The 17,264-nt window shown below is 36.4% G+C and carries 12 protein-coding genes and 5 pseudogenes; 14 read left to right on the plus strand and 3 right to left on the minus strand.

Annotated features, from left to right (window positions below; translation table 11 throughout):
• Positions 1–5 precede the first annotated feature (5 nt).
• The 4 genes and pseudogenes from cysT to AC3WVZ_RS03990 all read left to right on the plus strand — a co-directional run.
• Positions 6–833, plus strand: coding sequence for a sulfate ABC transporter permease subunit CysT (gene cysT, locus AC3WVZ_RS03975; RefSeq protein WP_100651196.1), 828 nt, complete (start codon positions 6–8; stop codon positions 831–833).
• A gap of 11 nt (positions 834–844) precedes the next feature.
• Positions 845–1,702: a sulfate ABC transporter permease subunit CysW gene (cysW, locus tag AC3WVZ_RS03980; RefSeq protein ID WP_063220297.1), complete on the plus strand. Its 858-nt coding sequence runs from the start codon at positions 845–847 to the stop codon at positions 1,700–1,702.
• 13 nt (positions 1,703–1,715) lie between these two features.
• Positions 1,716–2,789, plus strand: coding sequence for a sulfate/molybdate ABC transporter ATP-binding protein (locus AC3WVZ_RS03985; RefSeq protein ID WP_048656904.1), 1,074 nt, complete (start codon positions 1,716–1,718; stop codon positions 2,787–2,789).
• A gap of 540 nt (positions 2,790–3,329) precedes the next feature.
• A pseudogene (locus tag AC3WVZ_RS03990) lies at positions 3,330–7,247 on the plus strand (DNRLRE domain-containing protein); the annotation flags it as partial.
• 102 nt (positions 7,248–7,349) lie between these two features.
• Here AC3WVZ_RS03990 and tnpC (AC3WVZ_RS03995) read toward each other — a convergent pair.
• Complete coding sequence (gene tnpC, locus AC3WVZ_RS03995; protein WP_100910632.1) at positions 7,350–8,753, minus strand: IS66 family transposase; 1,404 nt, start codon at positions 8,751–8,753, stop codon at positions 7,350–7,352.
• A gap of 107 nt (positions 8,754–8,860) precedes the next feature.
• Here tnpC (AC3WVZ_RS03995) and AC3WVZ_RS04000 point away from each other — a divergent pair, with 107 nt between their 5' ends.
• Entirely contained in the window at positions 8,861–9,142 is a 282-nt protein-coding gene (locus AC3WVZ_RS04000) for a hypothetical protein (RefSeq protein WP_233936055.1), read from the plus strand.
• A 157-nt stretch (positions 9,143–9,299) separates the two neighbouring features.
• Here the strand turns inward: AC3WVZ_RS04000 and AC3WVZ_RS04005 are convergent.
• Positions 9,300–10,669: pseudogene (locus AC3WVZ_RS04005) on the minus strand (IS1182-like element ISBth7 family transposase); the annotation flags it as partial.
• Positions 10,670–10,888: 219 nt separating this feature from the next.
• Here AC3WVZ_RS04005 and AC3WVZ_RS04010 point away from each other — a divergent pair.
• From AC3WVZ_RS04010 to AC3WVZ_RS04025, 4 genes and pseudogenes are all read left to right on the plus strand, one after another.
• Positions 10,889–12,139: pseudogene (locus AC3WVZ_RS04010) on the plus strand (RHS repeat domain-containing protein); the annotation flags it as partial.
• Between the two features lie 145 nt (positions 12,140–12,284).
• Positions 12,285–13,688, plus strand: a complete 1,404-nt coding sequence (gene tnpC / locus AC3WVZ_RS04015) for an IS66 family transposase (protein WP_233935200.1) — start codon at positions 12,285–12,287, stop codon at positions 13,686–13,688.
• A gap of 182 nt (positions 13,689–13,870) precedes the next feature.
• Positions 13,871–14,662, plus strand: coding sequence for a hypothetical protein (locus AC3WVZ_RS04020; protein ID WP_063246189.1), 792 nt, complete (start codon positions 13,871–13,873; stop codon positions 14,660–14,662).
• A 119-nt stretch (positions 14,663–14,781) separates the two neighbouring features.
• Entirely contained in the window at positions 14,782–15,147 is a 366-nt protein-coding gene (locus tag AC3WVZ_RS04025) for a ribonuclease E inhibitor RraB (protein WP_100651204.1), read from the plus strand.
• 42 nt (positions 15,148–15,189) lie between these two features.
• Here AC3WVZ_RS04025 and AC3WVZ_RS04030 read toward each other — a convergent pair.
• Positions 15,190–15,282, minus strand: a pseudogene (locus tag AC3WVZ_RS04030) (IS6 family transposase); the annotation flags it as partial.
• On the opposite strand from AC3WVZ_RS04030, the pseudogene AC3WVZ_RS04035 reads away from it, so the two are divergent.
• From AC3WVZ_RS04035 to AC3WVZ_RS04055, 5 genes and pseudogenes are all read left to right on the plus strand, one after another.
• A pseudogene (locus tag AC3WVZ_RS04035) lies at positions 15,270–15,473 on the plus strand (hypothetical protein); the annotation flags it as partial. The pseudogenes AC3WVZ_RS04030 and AC3WVZ_RS04035 sit on opposite strands and share 13 nt — an antisense overlap.
• A 58-nt stretch (positions 15,474–15,531) precedes the next feature.
• Positions 15,532–15,930, plus strand: a complete 399-nt coding sequence (locus AC3WVZ_RS04040; protein WP_492310904.1) for a hypothetical protein — start codon at positions 15,532–15,534, stop codon at positions 15,928–15,930.
• Complete coding sequence (locus tag AC3WVZ_RS04045; protein WP_000475564.1) at positions 15,923–16,168, plus strand: hypothetical protein; 246 nt, start codon at positions 15,923–15,925, stop codon at positions 16,166–16,168. Before AC3WVZ_RS04040 ends, AC3WVZ_RS04045 begins: the two co-directional genes overlap by 8 nt.
• Positions 16,169–16,388: 220 nt before the next feature.
• Complete coding sequence (locus tag AC3WVZ_RS04050; protein WP_000411162.1) at positions 16,389–16,607, plus strand: hypothetical protein; 219 nt, start codon at positions 16,389–16,391, stop codon at positions 16,605–16,607.
• 49 nt (positions 16,608–16,656) lie between these two features.
• Positions 16,657–17,136 carry a hypothetical protein gene (locus AC3WVZ_RS04055; RefSeq protein WP_100651206.1) on the plus strand — a complete coding sequence of 160 codons (480 nt, stop codon included), beginning with the start codon at positions 16,657–16,659 and terminating at the stop codon, positions 17,134–17,136.
• Positions 17,137–17,264: the final 128 nt, after the last annotated feature.

The raw sequence follows: 17,264 nt of genomic DNA on the forward strand, positions 1-17,264 counted from the left end.
AGAGGATGAGGAAGAAACGTATTTTACCAGGGTTTGGATTATCGCTTGGATTTACAATGTTGTACATGAGCTTATTCGTACTTATACCACTTTCTATCGTATTTATTCAAACTTCACAGTTAGGTTGGAAGAAGTTCGCTGGGGTTATAACGAACGAGCGTGTGTTGCATTCCTATCAAGTTAGTTTTACAACTTCATTTGCAGCTGCTATTGTAAATGCCATTTTCGGTTTATTAATAGCTTGGGTGCTCGTACGCTACAAATTTCCAGGGAAACGACTATTAGATGGACTTATTGATTTACCGTTTGCACTTCCGACAGCTGTAGCTGGTATTACACTTACAACGCTTTATGCAGAAAATGGATGGATTGGGAAAATATTTAGTCTGTTTCATATAAAAGTAGCTTTTACACCACTCGGAATTATCGTTGCGCTTACTTTTATCGGTTTACCATTTGTCGTTCGAATGGTGCAACCAGTGCTGCAAAATATTGATAAAGAAGTAGAAGAGGCGGCTTCGAGTTTAGGTGCATCCCGCTTGCAAATATTTGTGAAAATCATTTTACCAGAGATCTTTCCCGCTCTTCTTGCCGGTTTTTCACTCGCATTTGCAAGAGCATTAGGAGAATACGGATCTGTCGTTTTCATCGCAGGTAATATGCCGATGAAAACAGAAATTGCACCACTGATGATTATGACGAAACTAGAACAATATGAGTACGCGGGGGCAACAGCTGTAGCGACCGTGATGCTTATTATTTCTCTCCTTTTCCTTCTTCTTATTAATATGATTCAAAGCTGGAGTAGAAGGCATGAACTAAAAAGTGAATAGGGGGAGAGAAAATGGAACCAACAGTATTAGAAAAGAAAATAGTAAAAAGCGTATCAGCTAAAAAAGAATCTAAGCTTGTACCAGGCATATTAATTACGATTACAGTTTTATTTTTATCTCTCTTTCTATTACTGCCACTCATAACTATTTTTCTAAAAGCCTTTGAAAGAGGGATGGATGTATACTTTGCCGCTATCACTGATCAAGAAGCATTTTCAGCAATTAGGTTAACGCTTCTCGTTGCGTTAATCGTTGTACCGCTGAATACGGTATTCGGAATCGCAGCGGCATGGCTTATTACAAAGTTTCAGTTTAAAGGAAAACAAGTATTACTCTCTCTTATTGAACTGCCGTTTGCTGTGTCACCAGTTATCGCAGGATTAGTATTCGTTTTACTTTTCACACCGAGGGGTGCTCTTGGCGAATGGCTACTTGAACATGGAGTGAAACTCATTTTCTCTGTACCAGGCATTATTATCGCAACAATCTTTGTAACCTTCCCGTTCGTTGCACGTGAATTAATTCCGATTATGCAGGCGCAAGGGAAAAGTGAAGAAGAGGCAGCTTTATCACTTGGCGCAAGTGGCTGGAAAATGTTTTGGCGCGTTACGCTTCCAAATATAAAATGGGGTCTTTTATACGGCATGATTCTATGTAATGCCCGTGCTATCGGTGAGTTTGGAGCCGTTTCTGTCGTATCAGGTCACGTGCGTGGCATTACGAACACGATGCCGCTCCATATTGAAATTTTGTACAATGAATATCAATTTTCAGCAGCATTTGCAGTAGCGACGTTAATGTCATTAATTGCAGTGTTTACACTCGTTATAAAAAACTGGATTGAATGGCGAATGGAAAAACGACAATAAGAGGGGGATTACGGTGAGTATTCAAATTCAAGGTGTATCAAAGCAATATGGTACATTTCAAGCACTAGCAGACATTCATTTGGATATTCCAAAAGGCGAACTTGTTGCCTTATTAGGCCCATCAGGTTCTGGGAAAACGACGTTATTACGCATTATTGCAGGATTAGAAGAAGCGGATGGAGGCTCTATTTCATTTGATGGAGAAGATTTAACAGACATTCACGTGAAAAACAGGCAAGTCGGTTTCGTCTTTCAGCACTATGCGCTCTTTAAACATATGAATGTATTTGAGAATGTCGCTTTCGGTTTAAAAGTAAGAAAGAAAAGCTTAAGACCGTCAGCAGAAGCGATAGAAGAAAAGGTAACAGAATTATTAAAGCTCGTAAAAATGGATGGCTTTGCTAAACGCTATCCAGCGCAATTATCTGGTGGACAACGTCAACGTATTGCACTAGCCCGGGCACTTGCAGTCGAACCGAAAATTTTATTACTCGATGAACCGTTCGGTGCACTCGATGCGAAGGTGAGAAAAGAATTACGCAGATGGCTCCGAAAATTACATGACGAATTTCAAATTACGAGCGTATTCGTAACACATGATCAAGAAGAGGCGTTAGACGTTGCAGACCGCATCGTTGTAATGAATGAAGGCTGCATTGAACAAATGGGAACACCGGAAGAAGTATATGAAAACCCAGCAAGTCCGTTTGTATATGACTTTTTAGGAAATGTAAATTTATTTCACGGCCGCGTTCATAAAGGAAAGCTAAATGTAGGATCGGTCGAACTAGAAGCACCAGAGCATAAGCACGTTTCCAACGTAGACGGAATAGCCTACGTAAGGCCGCATGACTTATCAATCTCTCGTACGAAACAAAGCATAGATGCAATCCCGGCAAAAGTATCTTATTCTCACGCAGTCGGAAATATCGTATATGTAGAATTAAAACGAGACGGAACAGATGAATATTTAGAAGCAGAAATTACGAAAGAACAGTTCAAGCAGCTGAACATTCAAGCGGGTGATTTCGTATACGTACAGCCGAAAGAAGTGAAAGTGTTTATTCCGGAGGATTTTGTAATTTAAGAGTGTTCACTCTTAAATTACAAAATCTATTAATAAGAAAAGGTCTCCTAAAAGATATTTTAGGAGACCTTTTCTTTGTTTATCGTAATAACTTTTCTCATATGAAATGTAGTCGGAAGTTTGCATATATAATAGCGGAGCGTGTTCACACAACTATTTGGTACGAGTAGTAATGAAGAGATTCTTCTTACTTTCTTAAACACAGTTATTACAATTAGAAGACCCACATTTACGCTATTCCAATGAAACTCAATGTATTAGCTTCATTGGAATGCTAGAACAAAAGTGAATGTAAAAGTTTAGTTGAATCATGTTCATATTCTGTCGTTAGTAAATAATAATAGATGTAATTATTGTAATCTTAAATTATATAACAGAATTAATTATCTGAAATGAAATTTTAAAAATTGTTATTAAATTGTCGTATTTTGTGCACAAAATCTTCAAAACTTTAAAACTGTATTTACTTTACTCTTTGGTTTATATAAATTATGATATGTAACATTATATATGTTAAAAATATTTCAGTGAGGTGAGTTTATGGAAGGTAAGAAACAAAGGAAGTGGTATCAGTATTTAATACAACTTATCGTAGTTGCATTAATTGTTACTTCTATACCACTGAATGGGTTGGCAGAAACGGCACCGCCGTTTACACCATCTCCAAATTCAGAACAAAGTCCAGAAGTGGAAAAGAAAGAGGAGCAGGAATTACCAGCTCCACATCCAGATCAATTAAAGAAGGATAAGGCTAAAGCACAGGCGAGTCCGACTGAGATTGTAGAAGAAAGAACGGAAACCGAAAAGGTTTTTGATAACAATGATGGTACTTTTACAAAGAGGGTATATACGGAACCGATTCATGCAGAGAAAGATGGAAAGCTAGAAGAGGTTTCACCAAAATTAGTAGAAGCACCAAATGAAAAAATTGTAACGGAAAATACAACATTAGAACCAGAGTTTGAGAAAGCGACACAAGATGGAAAGTACGTTCAATTTAAAGTAAAAGATCATACGATTCAGTATAAACTAATAAGTGCAAATGGTGAAAAAGGTGAAATGAAGCCATCACCAGTCACTGCAACACATGAAAATAATACAGTATGGTATAAAGGGGTCTTCCCAAATATTGATTTAAAGAGTACGACATTCAATGAAAATGTAAAAGAAGATTTTGTATTACGTGAGTATACAGGACACCACATTTTTACATTTGCATTAGAAACAGATTTAACACCTAGCTTACAGGAAGATGGTTCAATCGACTTCCAAGATGAGAAAAAAGAAAAAGTATTCACATTGCCGAAACCATATATGAATGATTCCAATGTGGACCAGCAATCAGGTGAGGCTGTAACGTCAGATGCAGTTCGCTACAATATTGAGAAGAAAGATGAGAAAACATATACATTAACTGTTACTGCAGATCCGCAGTGGTTACAAGCACCAGAGCGAAAATATCCGGTATATGTAGATCCTTCAATTGAATTGGATAATTTTGAAAATGCTTACGCTTCAAGTGCGTATCCAACTGTCAATTATTCAGGGGGAAAACTTTGGGATTCAGGTCAAAATGCTTATACGTTAAAAGTTGGATATTATGATGGAGCATCTGGAACTAATTTTTCATTTATTAAACCAGATGTTTCAAACTTAAAGGGTGCAAAGATTGAAAGTGCAACATTCCATGCCTATGCAGTTTGGCATTATTATGCGAATCAACCAAATGGTGTTTGGTTAGATGAAGTAACAAGTGGATGGAATGTTGGAAGTGTAAACTGGAATAACAAACCAGGTTCTAACAACATTGCACACGCTGATGTGGGCCGCGGAAAATGGGCCCAGTTCAATGTAACGAATACAGTGAAAGCATGGGTAGAAGGCGCGAGAACAAACAATGGCTTTAAGCTACATGCAAATGGTAATGGTCAAAACCATTGGAAGAAATTCATTGCAGCTGAAAATGGAACGAATGCACCATTCTTGGAAGTGAAATATTCCTACGCAAAACCGAATAAGCCAAGAGTACAAGCTTACTCAAATGGCAGTGGGAGTGGTTCTGGTCACTTCAATGTACAATGGGACGCAGTTCCAGGAGCAACAGGTTATAAAGTTGCCATTTTTAATGGATATGATTATGAATATATTCCTGTTGGGAATGTGACAAGCTGGACGACGAAAGATAAAAAAATATTCCCGACGCCAGAAGAAATTGCACAAGGGCGTTACTGGATACATGATGACGGAAAAGGTGCAGAAGCGCCTACTAACCCAGGACAAATATATAAAAATGCTTACGAGTCAGGAGGTCCGTACGGGGATTATAGCGGAAGAAGTAGCTACTGGATTCGTATTGTAGCAGAGTATCCGTTTGGGGATAGTCCACTTTCAGATGAAATAGTTCCATTTATTCCATTAGAACAAGTGAAAAAGCCAGATGGATCGGCCTACATTAATGCGACAGATAAAGAAACAGGATATGTCACATTAAAGTGGGATGCAGTTCCAGCGGCTGCAGGCTATAAAGTTTGGATTTATAACGGAAAAGATTACGAAGCGTTCGATGTAGGAAATAAAACAAATTGGACAACGCAAAATGAGAAAATTTGGCCAACGAAAGATGAAATTGCAAAAGGCCAATATTTACTTCATCATGATAAAAAAGGTGCAGAATTAGCAGTTGATCCATCACCTGTGTATAAAAATTCTGGCGGAATTTATGCTGGCTTTAAAAATTATTGGTTCCGTGTAACAGCGTATAGTAAAGCCGGACATGCTGAAAGTGAAATTTCGCATGAATTTGTACCTAAATTCTCCCAAGACTTTGGATTTATGGGAATGTTTGATTACTGGGCATCTATTCCAGTTTTAAACGGACAAGTAAATGCATTTAATGGGAACTTCTTAATGAAAGAAACGGATATGACTTTATCTGGTCGTGGCCCAGATGCATCCTTAGTCAGAACTTATAATAGTCAATTAGGGCATATAGGTTTGTTTGGTAAAGGGTGGTACAGTAGTTTAGAAGAAAAAATTTGGCCAGATGCAGAGGGGAACTTACTGCTACATACTGCAAATGGTGCAGATATTACCTTTACTAAAACTGGTGAAAATACGTACCAAGCACCAACTGGTGTATATTTAGAAATTAAGAAAGTATCAGGTGGTTATGAAGTAAAAGATAAAGATCAAACAGTTACTTTCTATCATCATACAGATTTAAGAGGAATCGGGTATGTAAAAGATAAATACGGAAATACGACAACTTATGAATATGATGATGAATTCCGTTTATCAAAAATAAAGAACGCTTCTGGTAAAGAGTTAGTTGTACAATATGATGGAAATAATAAAAAAGCAGCAAAAGTAATCGGTCCAGATAGCAAGACGATTACATTTAAATATGATGGAGATTTACTTGTTTCTTCTACAACTCCAGAAGGAAAAGTATATAAATACGGATATGATAATGGATTATTAACATCTATTTATGATCCGCAACATACAGATGCAAAACCATATAAAACATCATATGCATACGAGAATAATAGGTTAGTAAAAGTAACGGACCCATTAGGGAAAGCTACGACATTAACATATAATACAGATGCGAAAGAAGTTACGTTAACGAATCCTAAAGGGCGTAAAACTGTTTATACGTATAATGATGCTGGAAACCCAGTCAAAACAGTTGAAGATTCTGGACGTCTAAATTTAACAACAACATATGAATATAATGCAAATAACCTAGTAAAAACAACTACCCCGAAAAATCAAACAGAAACAGCGACCTATGATGGTAATGGGAATGTAACTTCTGTTACTGATGAAATGGGAACAGAAAAGTTTGAGTACAATAAAGACAACGGGCTTATAAAAGCGACAGATAATGAAAATCGTGAAACAACAGTTGCTTATAAAGCAGCAAATACAGAAGTGTCTGAAACTGACCAAGCAGCAAATACATCATCTTTCATGCAGTATGATCAGTTTGGAAATCCAATTGCAACAACTAGAGAGCTGGGAACAGGAGAAAACCTGATTCAAAATCCAAGCTTTGAAATGAATAACACTGAGAGATGGAATGAAGAGAAGACTAATAGTCATGGATCATTGAAAAAAGATGCAATATTCGCGCCAGGTGGATTGGGTGGATCTTCATCTTTACAAATGATAGTAAAGGCGCAAAACGCTGGTTGGGGATACCATAGTGCGATTCAAGATGTGGTAGTAGAACCAAATACAACATACACATTAAGTGGGATGATGAAAACATCATTAACTCACGCTGGTGCATTTTTTAATGTTCAGTTATTAAAAGAAGATGGAACCCCTCTTGGAAGTGGGAATAACTGGTTTGATACACGTCATAATAGGATAGAGGGCGAGAAAGATTGGACGAATCGCCAAGTAACCTTTAAGACAACAGATCAAACAAAAAAAGTAACTACTCAGCTTCTTCAAATAAAAAAACAGGCCAAATACATGTTTCCGATTCGAAAACATGAAAAGAAAATACTCCAATCAGAGAAAGAATCTATGCCAAATAGAGAAATTCTCTTATGAAGTCGTGTTATTCCAAGGAACCGTTCTAGTTTCTATGACTTGGTTTATCGCTTGTAAGACCGATTGTTTTTGTTTTTTCATGGTACTCATAAAGCTTCGTATCTGACAAAAAGATTCTGCGCCTTTCTTACTTCGGAAAGTCCCAGACACTTTCTGTTTTACTTTCGTCATCCGAATATCCCGTTCTGCTTGATTGTTATCAAATGGAATGGCTGGATGTTCTAAAAACGCTAGAATTCTGTCAGAATACTTGACGAAGCGATTCCATAAATTTTGAGAAGGCGTCTGCTTTCCTTTCTTCTTTTGTTTCGTGGAAAGAATCTGTTGTTCTTTCAATATGGATTGATACATAATAAACAGATTCTTTTGCGTCGCTTTTGGCATGGTACCTTCGGATTGCTTTTTCATCGTCAACGCTTGCGTTAGAAATTTCTGCATCTGTTGTGCCCATTGTTCTCCAGTACTATCTATAATTCCTTGTAAATCTCGTAAGAGATGGGCATTACATAAAACGTGACGACAATCTGTATACGCATCATACGATTTCCAACCATCATGCATCGCAATTCCAGAAAAAGATGGCAAGATTTCTCCAGCATCCATTGCTTCTTTTCCACGTTTTTGATGAATATGTTGCAATGTCACCTCCGGTGTACTGGCAGTATGTAACCATTGTGTTTTGTTTTCTACACGCATACCAGTTTCATCAAAATGGACAACAGGAGACTGCAGAATCTTTTCCTTTACTTCTTTTATGAATGGCTGCAATTGAGAAGCGAAAGCCTGTGTATGATTTACCAGGGTTCCTTCGCTTATAGAATGTCCAAAACAATCCTGAAAGAATTCTTTTGTTCGCTTCAAAGAAATGCATTGATAATGCGTTAAATAGGGAATCAGTCTTTTTATATTTGGACCATATTGAACAGGACGAGATACTGTCGAAGGAAATTGGGCTTCTTGGATAGAATGGCAATGTGGGCATTCTTTCTGTTCTACTTTATGTTCTGTCACTTCGATCTGAATAGGTGGTAAGTCATACACTTGGCGAATGCGATACCCTTTTACAGGCTCGTGGTTCAAGGAAGTATGACAACAAGTACAATATGTAGGAGAATGTGTAATCGTATGATCTGGAGTCGCTGTCAAACCAAGAGTATGTCCCTTGTGGCCCAACTGGCCACCCGTTTGACGATGAGACGGTTTGCGCAAACTTTTTGTAACGGGCTTACCCAAACCATCTGTAGAAGGTGGCTTATGACTATTTTTGGAGTTTTTTTTTGAAGCATTTTCTAGTTCTTGTATACGTTTTTCTAACTTAGAAAATGTTTCTTCAAATAAAGAAATAACAGCTTCAGGTCCTTTTTTATATGTATCTAAAATAATTTTTCGATCGACCATAAGATTCACCTCCCCTGTTTGATATACTCAGTATTTACAAATGGGAGGCATATGAAACTAGTAAAATTTAAAAAAGACACCGAAAGGTGGCTGAGTAGTTACAAAAAATGGTAGATAGACAACATATAACAGGAACAATAAAGAATAGAATACCCGGAATATTTGAATATAATTATTTTGGGAAATCATTTGCTGATTTTATAGGGAAGGATAAGCTTCAATCTCTTCCATGGTCTAATTCTTTTCCGCTAAACGAAGGACTACTAACAGTTTTAAATGATAAGAAGGAAGAAGAATTTTTACTGTTAGAACAGCGAACGAAGGAGCTCATTGGATTGAACCTTTTTAATGGGAAATCAAGTGATTATCCAGATGTTTTGAAGGGATAGAAAAAGATTCATGTCTTTTTGAGAACTATTTTTAGAAAGAAGAGCTTATATAAGCTCTTCTTTCTCAGAGTGTTGGGAAACCCTTTAGGGTTCCCAACACTCTGGAATCTTTTTTGATTTTAGCGAATAAAAACAACATAAAATAATAGAATTTTAAAAAATAGCCCTCCACCTGACCCTTTTTGGTCAGGTGGAGGGCTATTTTTTTCATGTTTTGACAAGCTGCGGTGAGATAAGCTTGCATTTGGACAGACTTCAGCCCTCGAAACCGGGCATAGCGGTAGCCATGTAGTTCTTTGGCGTCTGCAAAGCTTCGCTCTATAGTGGAACAGCGTACTTTATACAACCTTTTCCCTGTAGCTGTTAGCTTGTTTTTTCTAGCAATATCCTTATATTTCTCCCACACATGATGAGTGATAACTTTTTGTTTTTGTTTCTTTGAAAAGCACACCTCACGTAACGGACAAACAGCGCAGTCTTCTGGATTCGATTTGTATTGACGGTATCCTTCACGATCAGTTGTTACATATTCTAGAATACATCCCATCGGACAAGCGAAAACATTCATTTCTTCTACATATTTAAATTGGCTTTTCGGTACTTCTTTATTCCGTTTTCCAAATCGGCGATACCCCATCACCATAAATATATTCCGTTCTGATAGTTTCTTACAGATATATCCTGTAAAATAGCCAGCATCAAGGGCAACAGCTTCTACTTTGAAGTCGAATTTATCAATCTGAGCTTGGAGGCGTGCTAAATACGGCTCGGAATCTGCCATATTTCCAGCCGTTACATAGGTATCTGTAATAATATTGTACTTCGCATCAGTCGTACGATGATCCAAGAAATGAAAACCATTTGGTTTTCCATCTCTCATTAAAAATCCACTATCTGGATCCGTTGTACTTATACGAGTTTTTTTGGTAGGGGTATCACTTTCCTTTCTAGGTTTTAATTCTTTTTTCCATGTACCTCACGATCTTCGATTACCGCAGCTTCTAGCTCGTCTATATAAAACTTTGCTTTTTCTTTTTTATATTTATGTACAAATTTATTTTTATTGGCATTGGCCTTAATATGTGTAGAATCTGTCATCAGTGCACGTCCTCCTACCATCCGGTGCTCCGTCGCTTGTCTCACAATCTCATCAAAAATTTCTTCGAAAATATTTGTATGAATAAAACGAGTACGACGATTCCAACTGATTGTAGAGTGATCCGGAATAGTATCCGATAGAGAAAACCCTAAAAACCAACGGTAGGCAATATTCGTTTTAATTTCCTTTTCCAATTGACGCTCAGAACGAATACCGTAAAAATATCCAATAAACATCATCTTAAATAAAACAATAGGATGAATGGACGGGCGTCCATTGTTTTCACAGTAATAAGGGCGTAACTTCTCTTCAATAAAATCAAAACTAATTGTCGCTTCAATTGCACGAAGGAAATGATCTTGTGGAACCAACTCTTCTACAGAAACAGATACACGCTCATCACGATGATTTTTTAAAGCACCCATCATAAAAAATCTCTCCTTTTCCTCTTTTTTATCAGTGTTGACACATAAAAAGAGGTTCAGACACAAAAACAGGCTGTGGAGAAGACTTTCTCCACAGCCTGAGAAAGAAGAGCTTATATAAGCTCTTCTTTCTTTGTATATATTAAGGTAGCTTAGTGGTAAAAACATATATGGTGTGTGGGATAATCTTATTAAAAAGTGATGCAAAAAGAATCATGATAGACAAACTTTGTATATGACCCGATTAACCAATTATTAAATGAAGCACTACCAAACGGAACAACTAAATCATACACATATGATGGTTTTGGAAACCGTACAAGTGTGAAAGTTGTAGAGAATGGAAAAGAAACAAAATCTATAGCAGCAACATTTAATGACGGAAATCAGCTTGTGAAATTCGGAAACGAATCGTTAACGTATGATGCGAATGGAAATCGTACATCTGACGGGAAGTACAAGTATACATGGAACGAAGATGACCAACTTGTAGCTATCACAAAACAAGGCGAAAGCAATGCATTTGCGACTTATAAATATGATAATGATAGTCGTCGTATTGAAAAGAGTGTAAATGGTCAAGTAACACGTTATTTCTATGATGGAGATAGTATTAATCCGTTATATGAGACGGATGGTAGTGGAAATGTCCTTCGTCAATATGTATACTCAACAAGTGGCGCGCGCCTAGCGATGAAAGCAAAAGGACAAACGCTATACTACCACTACAACCCACGTGGTGATGTCGTTGCGATGACAGATCAAAATAGAGAAGTTGTAGCAACGTATGAATATGATGCATGGGGTAATGTAGTAAAGAGTGATACAAAAGGTATCGCCGCAGAGAATCCATTTGGATATGCGGGATACATGTATGATAAAGAAATTGGCATGTATTATCTAATTGCGCATTATTATAATCTAGAGCATGGTGTGTTCTTATCGGTGGATCCTGATCCGGACGATGAGGATGATCCGGTTACGATGAATGGGTATACGTATGCGGATAATAATCCGGCGATGATGACGGATCCAGATGGGCATGCTGCTTGGTTAGTTGTTAATGCTGGTTTTGCGCTTTATGATGGATATGGAGCGTATAAATCAGGTAAGAATTGGAAAGGGGTAGTAGCGGCAGGCGCTATTGGGTTTGTTGGCGGCTCAAGGATTAAAGCTGCAAAACATACTGTTTATGTTTTGAAAAATAGTGCAGGTAAAGTGGAGTACGTTGGGAGAACGATTAGTCCAGCTGCTAGGAAAATAGCGCATAGAGCAGTACATCCTGACTTGAAATTTACACGTGTAAGGCGCAATTTAAGTTATTCTGAGGCCAGAGGGATGGAACACCGATTCTATCTAAAATATGGTGGCCAAAAAGAGTTAAGAAATAGAATTAGACCCATAGGTAAAAAGAATAAAAAATATAAATCTTATATGCAGCAAAGTCGTACAAAATATAAAAAGTGGAAGTAAGTGAACATTTCATTTTTAATAGAGTGGGGCAAAATGATTTATTGTAACTACTCAGCCACCTTTCGGTGTCTTTTTTAAATTTTACTAGTTTCATATGCCTCCCATTTGTAAATACTGAGTATATCAAACAGGGGAGGTGAATCTTATGGTCGATCGAAAAATTATTTTAGATACATATAAAAAAGGACCTGAAGCTGTTATTTCTTTATTTGAAGAAACATTTTCTAAGTTAGAAAAACGTATACAAGAACTAGAAAATGCTTCAAAAAAAAACTCCAAAAATAGTCATAAGCCACCTTCTACAGATGGTTTGGGTAAGCCCGTTACAAAAAGTTTGCGCAAACCGTCTCATCGTCAAACGGGTGGCCAGTTGGGCCACAAGGGACATACTCTTGGTTTGACAGCGACTCCAGATCATACGATTACACATTCTCCTACATATTGTACTTGTTGTCATACTTCCTTGAACCACGAGCCTGTAAAAGGGTATCGCATTCGCCAAGTGTATGACTTACCACCTATTCAGATCGAAGTGACAGAACATAAAGTAGAACAGAAAGAATGCCCACATTGCCATTCTATCCAAGAAGCCCAATTTCCTTCGACAGTATCTCGTCCTGTTCAATATGGTCCAAATATAAAAAGACTGATTCCCTATTTAACGCATTATCAATGCATTTCTTTGAAGCGAACAAAAGAATTCTTTCAGGATTGTTTTGGACATTCTATAAGCGAAGGAACCCTGGTAAATCATACACAGGCTTTCGCTTCTCAATTGCAGCCATTCATAAAAGAAGTAAAGGAAAAGATTCTGCAGTCTCCTGTTGTCCATTTTGATGAAACTGGTATGCGTGTAGAAAACAAAACACAATGGTTACATACTGCCAGTACACCGGAGGTGACATTGCAACATATTCATCAAAAACGTGGAAAAGAAGCAATGGATGCTGGAGAAATCTTGCCATCTTTTTCTGGAATTGCGATGCATGATGGTTGGAAATCGTATGATGCGTATACAGATTGTCGTCACGTTTTATGTAATGCCCATCTCTTACGAGATTTACAAGGAATTATAGATAGTACTGGAGAACAATGGGCACAACAGATGCAGAAATTTCTAACGCAAGCGTTGACGATGAAAAAGCAATCCGAAGGTACCATGCCAAAAGCGACGCAAAAGAATCTGTTTATTATGTATCAATCCATATTGAAAGAACAACAGATTCTTTCCACGAAACAAAAGAAGAAAGGAAAGCAGACGCCTTCTCAAAATTTATGGAATCGCTTCGTCAAGTATTCTGACAGAATTCTAGGGTTTTTAGAACATCCAGCCATTCCATTTGATAACAATCAAGCAGAACGGGATATTCGGATGACGAAAGTAAAACAGAAAGTGTCTGGGACTTTCCGAAGTAAGAAAGGCGCAGAATCTTTTTGTCAGATACGAAGCTTTATGAGTACCATGAAAAAACAAAAACAATCGGTCTTACAAGCGATAAACCAAGTCATAGAAACTAGAACGGTTCCTTGGAATAACACGACTTCATAAGAGAATTTCTCTATTTGGCATAGATTCTTTCTCTGATTGGAGTATTTTCTTTTCATGTTTTCGAATCGGAAACATGTATTTGGCCTGTTTTTTTATTTGAAGAAGCTGAGTAGTTACGATTTATTTTCATTGATGTTGAATTATTGTCACTTTTAAACTAACTAGTATTTGGAGGAGATTATATGTTTCCATTAGGTAAACAACCTAAGGTTACTAGAGATTTAGTTGGAGTTAATACTGATGTACAAAAGTTATCTGTTGATGGTGAAACAAAGAATATAGAACTTTTAGGTAAGTTGAAAATTAAGGAATTATGGGTTTTTGCAGTGAATCAGGAGCAATTTGATAATATTATGACGCATGTTAATCCTGAATTACTATATGTTTATAAAATGAGAGTAGAAAATTTATCGATTCTACAGATGATGTCTAATCTTAGGGAAGTATATTTGTGTTGGAATACTAAAAATACTGATTTGTGGAATTTTAGTTATAATAAAAATCTTACTTATCTATTAATAGAAGACTTCTCGAAATTAGAAGATTTAACACCAATAAAAGATGGAGGAAACTTAGGAGGTCTTTATTTAGGCGGCGGGATAACAAAAGCACTTAATGTAAAAACGTTGGAGCCAATTGGTGACTTAGTACGATTAAATGAGCTAACTTTAATGAATATTAAAGTTCAAGATCATTCTTTAGAGCCATTAATGAATTTGAAAAGGCTTAAGAAATTGAATATATCTAACCAATTCCCTATGGAAGAATACGCTAAATTATCGGTGGTATTACAAAATACAGAATGTGAATTTTTTAAACCGTATGTACGCATGGAGTCCACAGAAGGAAAAGATATAATGATGACTGGTAGAAAAAGACCTTGCCTTAATTCGAAGAAAGATGTAGAAAAAATAAGAAAATATGAGCAGAAATTTAAAAAAGTGCAAGAAGAATTTAGAAATAAAATCAAATGAATTTTGTAACTAAATGAAAATATATAAAGTGAAATATTTAACAGGCAAAAGACAAATTAGAAAAGAAACATGGGTTTGTCGAAGAAATACACTATAAATTGGTCTGAAGGAGATTTATAATGTTAGAAACAATTCATGAAAAACAGGAACGAGAAAAACAGGACATAGCAACGCTAACTGCTTTGAAGAACGCGGGATCTAATTTAACAAAGGTACATTACCTAGAACATTACTTTTTAGTAGATACAATAGAGATTGCAGAGAAAATTGCAGATGTGCTACATGAAAAAGGTTATGATATTTATGAACCATCTGAACAACTTTCAGAAGATGGGTTACGTTACTATGTATTTATAGTGGGGAAAAATTGTATACCAACAAAAGAAAATGTTTGGGAAGAAACAAAACATATGGCTGAGTTAGCGGTTTTATATAGTGGAACATGTACTAGTTATGATGGCTGGGAAACACAAGTAATAGAATAAGTTCGGTGGTAAGTTTTGAAAAAAGCATAAACAGAACAATGTTTAGATAATAGCTAGTAATTGTTGAAGTTCATTGTACATTGAAAAGGCGGAGTCTCTTGGAAGGCTTCGTCTTTGTTTATATAAGATATAAATTAGTCTTATTATTCTACCAATACGGTGCACGTGGCGATGTAGTAGCGATAACAGATCAAAATGGACAAGTGGTAGCAAACTGTGAATATGATGCTTGGGGAAATGTCCTAAAGGGCGACGCAAAAGGAATAGCAGCAGACAATCCATTTGGATATGCGGGATACATGTATGATAAAGAAATTGGCATGTATTAATTGATTGCGAGGTACTATAATCCAGACCATGGTGTGTTCTTATCGGTGGATCCGGATGGGCATTGTGCATATCGTCCTTGGGGGACGACACAATTGTGGGTTTATGATGACAGAACAGCTTTATGCAAACTCTAGGGGAGTAAAAGCGGGAATAAAGGGTTGGGCAGAGAGCTATAGTTTTAATTTTATGGGTGGAGGGAATTTTGTTAGTAAATTGGGATCGTTTATAACGGGAGCATCTAAAGGGTGGAAACAATCTAAAACAAAATGTAAGGTAAAGGCGTCCCAAGTAAAAGTTGGAAATCGAAAAGCGATGCAAAGTGTGCTGAAAAGTGCAGGTAAACAAGCAATAAAGGCTGCTATAGTAAGAGGTAGTAATAAAGCTGTAGGAGTATCATCTAAGGTGATTTTAAATGCTGTTAAAACTGGGAAAGGAGAAGATAAGGTTGTTTAAATTAAATAAAGAGATGCAGATTTTATTGAAACAGACATTAGAATCACAAAATAAACATTTACTATGGTTAAATGTTTATGAAGACTTAAGTATGATAGAAACTGAAAAAATAAATAAATTGAGAGATATTATAGTAGATGAATTAATGGAAAAAGGTTTTGATGAACGAGACAATATAAACGATTTGGGAAGAGCATTAGAAGAGCTAATTGATATCTTAGGAAATTTAATACCTTAGAAAATGTTAAGCTGTATGGCAACGTTTTTAGCAGATGGAAAGTTCCGTTAATTACAGAATGAAAGATTATATAATTTTTAACAATGCGCTTAATACGAGCGTAGCTATGATTAGAGAGTTTTGCATGTGTAGAATAACTCCAAAAATATAAGGATATATTCTGAGGGCGTATGATTATATAGTATATTTATTGATTCGAATCTTTAAAAGGAGAGGAAACATGGAGAAAATAATAGGGATTATTCTGATTATAGGTGGTATGATTCCATTAATTTATGCAATGATACAAATCTATCGGCAATGGAAAGAAAAAGGACCTTCTTTTGCCCTTAAATCAATAATTTTCCTAGCCGTAAGTATTTTGCTAGATACTGCAACAACTATTATATTGTGTATAGTAACAGTATTCATTGGTATTTGTTTAATTATCTACACATAATAAGTTCAAGAAGGCTAACTTATCGATTGTTACTAATTGGAGGGATTGGATGAACTTCATTTTACATGGATCTAAACATACAGTTTTAGCTTCCGTTTTTGACTCATTTGAAGGTAGGGAAAAAGAGTTTAATTGGCTTATAACAGACATGGAGATTGTCGCACATCAGGAAGAGAAACTTATCCGAGATTATCCTAAAATGTCGTATCCAATAGTTTGGATAGCAGGTGAAAATCTTTCAAATCTCGTAAAGAAATATAATCCTCAATTTATTTGGGGCGTACTATCTGCGTTTGATAAGTCTATAAACATTGATATTAATAATTTGCTTGTAGAGCCCTATGCAAATGGAAACGAAGGGCTCTGGGTACCAAGTCCAAATATTCAGCACCCTCAAGCAAAACTTGAAATTGTTTGTTGGGATTCCAGTTTGATGTTGTTATTAAGTAACGATATAAATATTGATGATAAATTTAGAAATTACTTTAAAGAAGCTAGGGATTTAAATGCCTATAATTCGGAATTTTGATTTAAATGGAGACAACATTAATCCGTTATACGAAACAGATATGGAAAAGGGAATGGTATGCATACTCTACAAGTAGCGTATTATAAGGTGAAAAGCGGATTCTCTGTGAGGAGAATTAGATTATTATT

The sequence above is a fragment of the Bacillus sp. CPT56D-587-MTF genome (assembly GCF_058792335.1).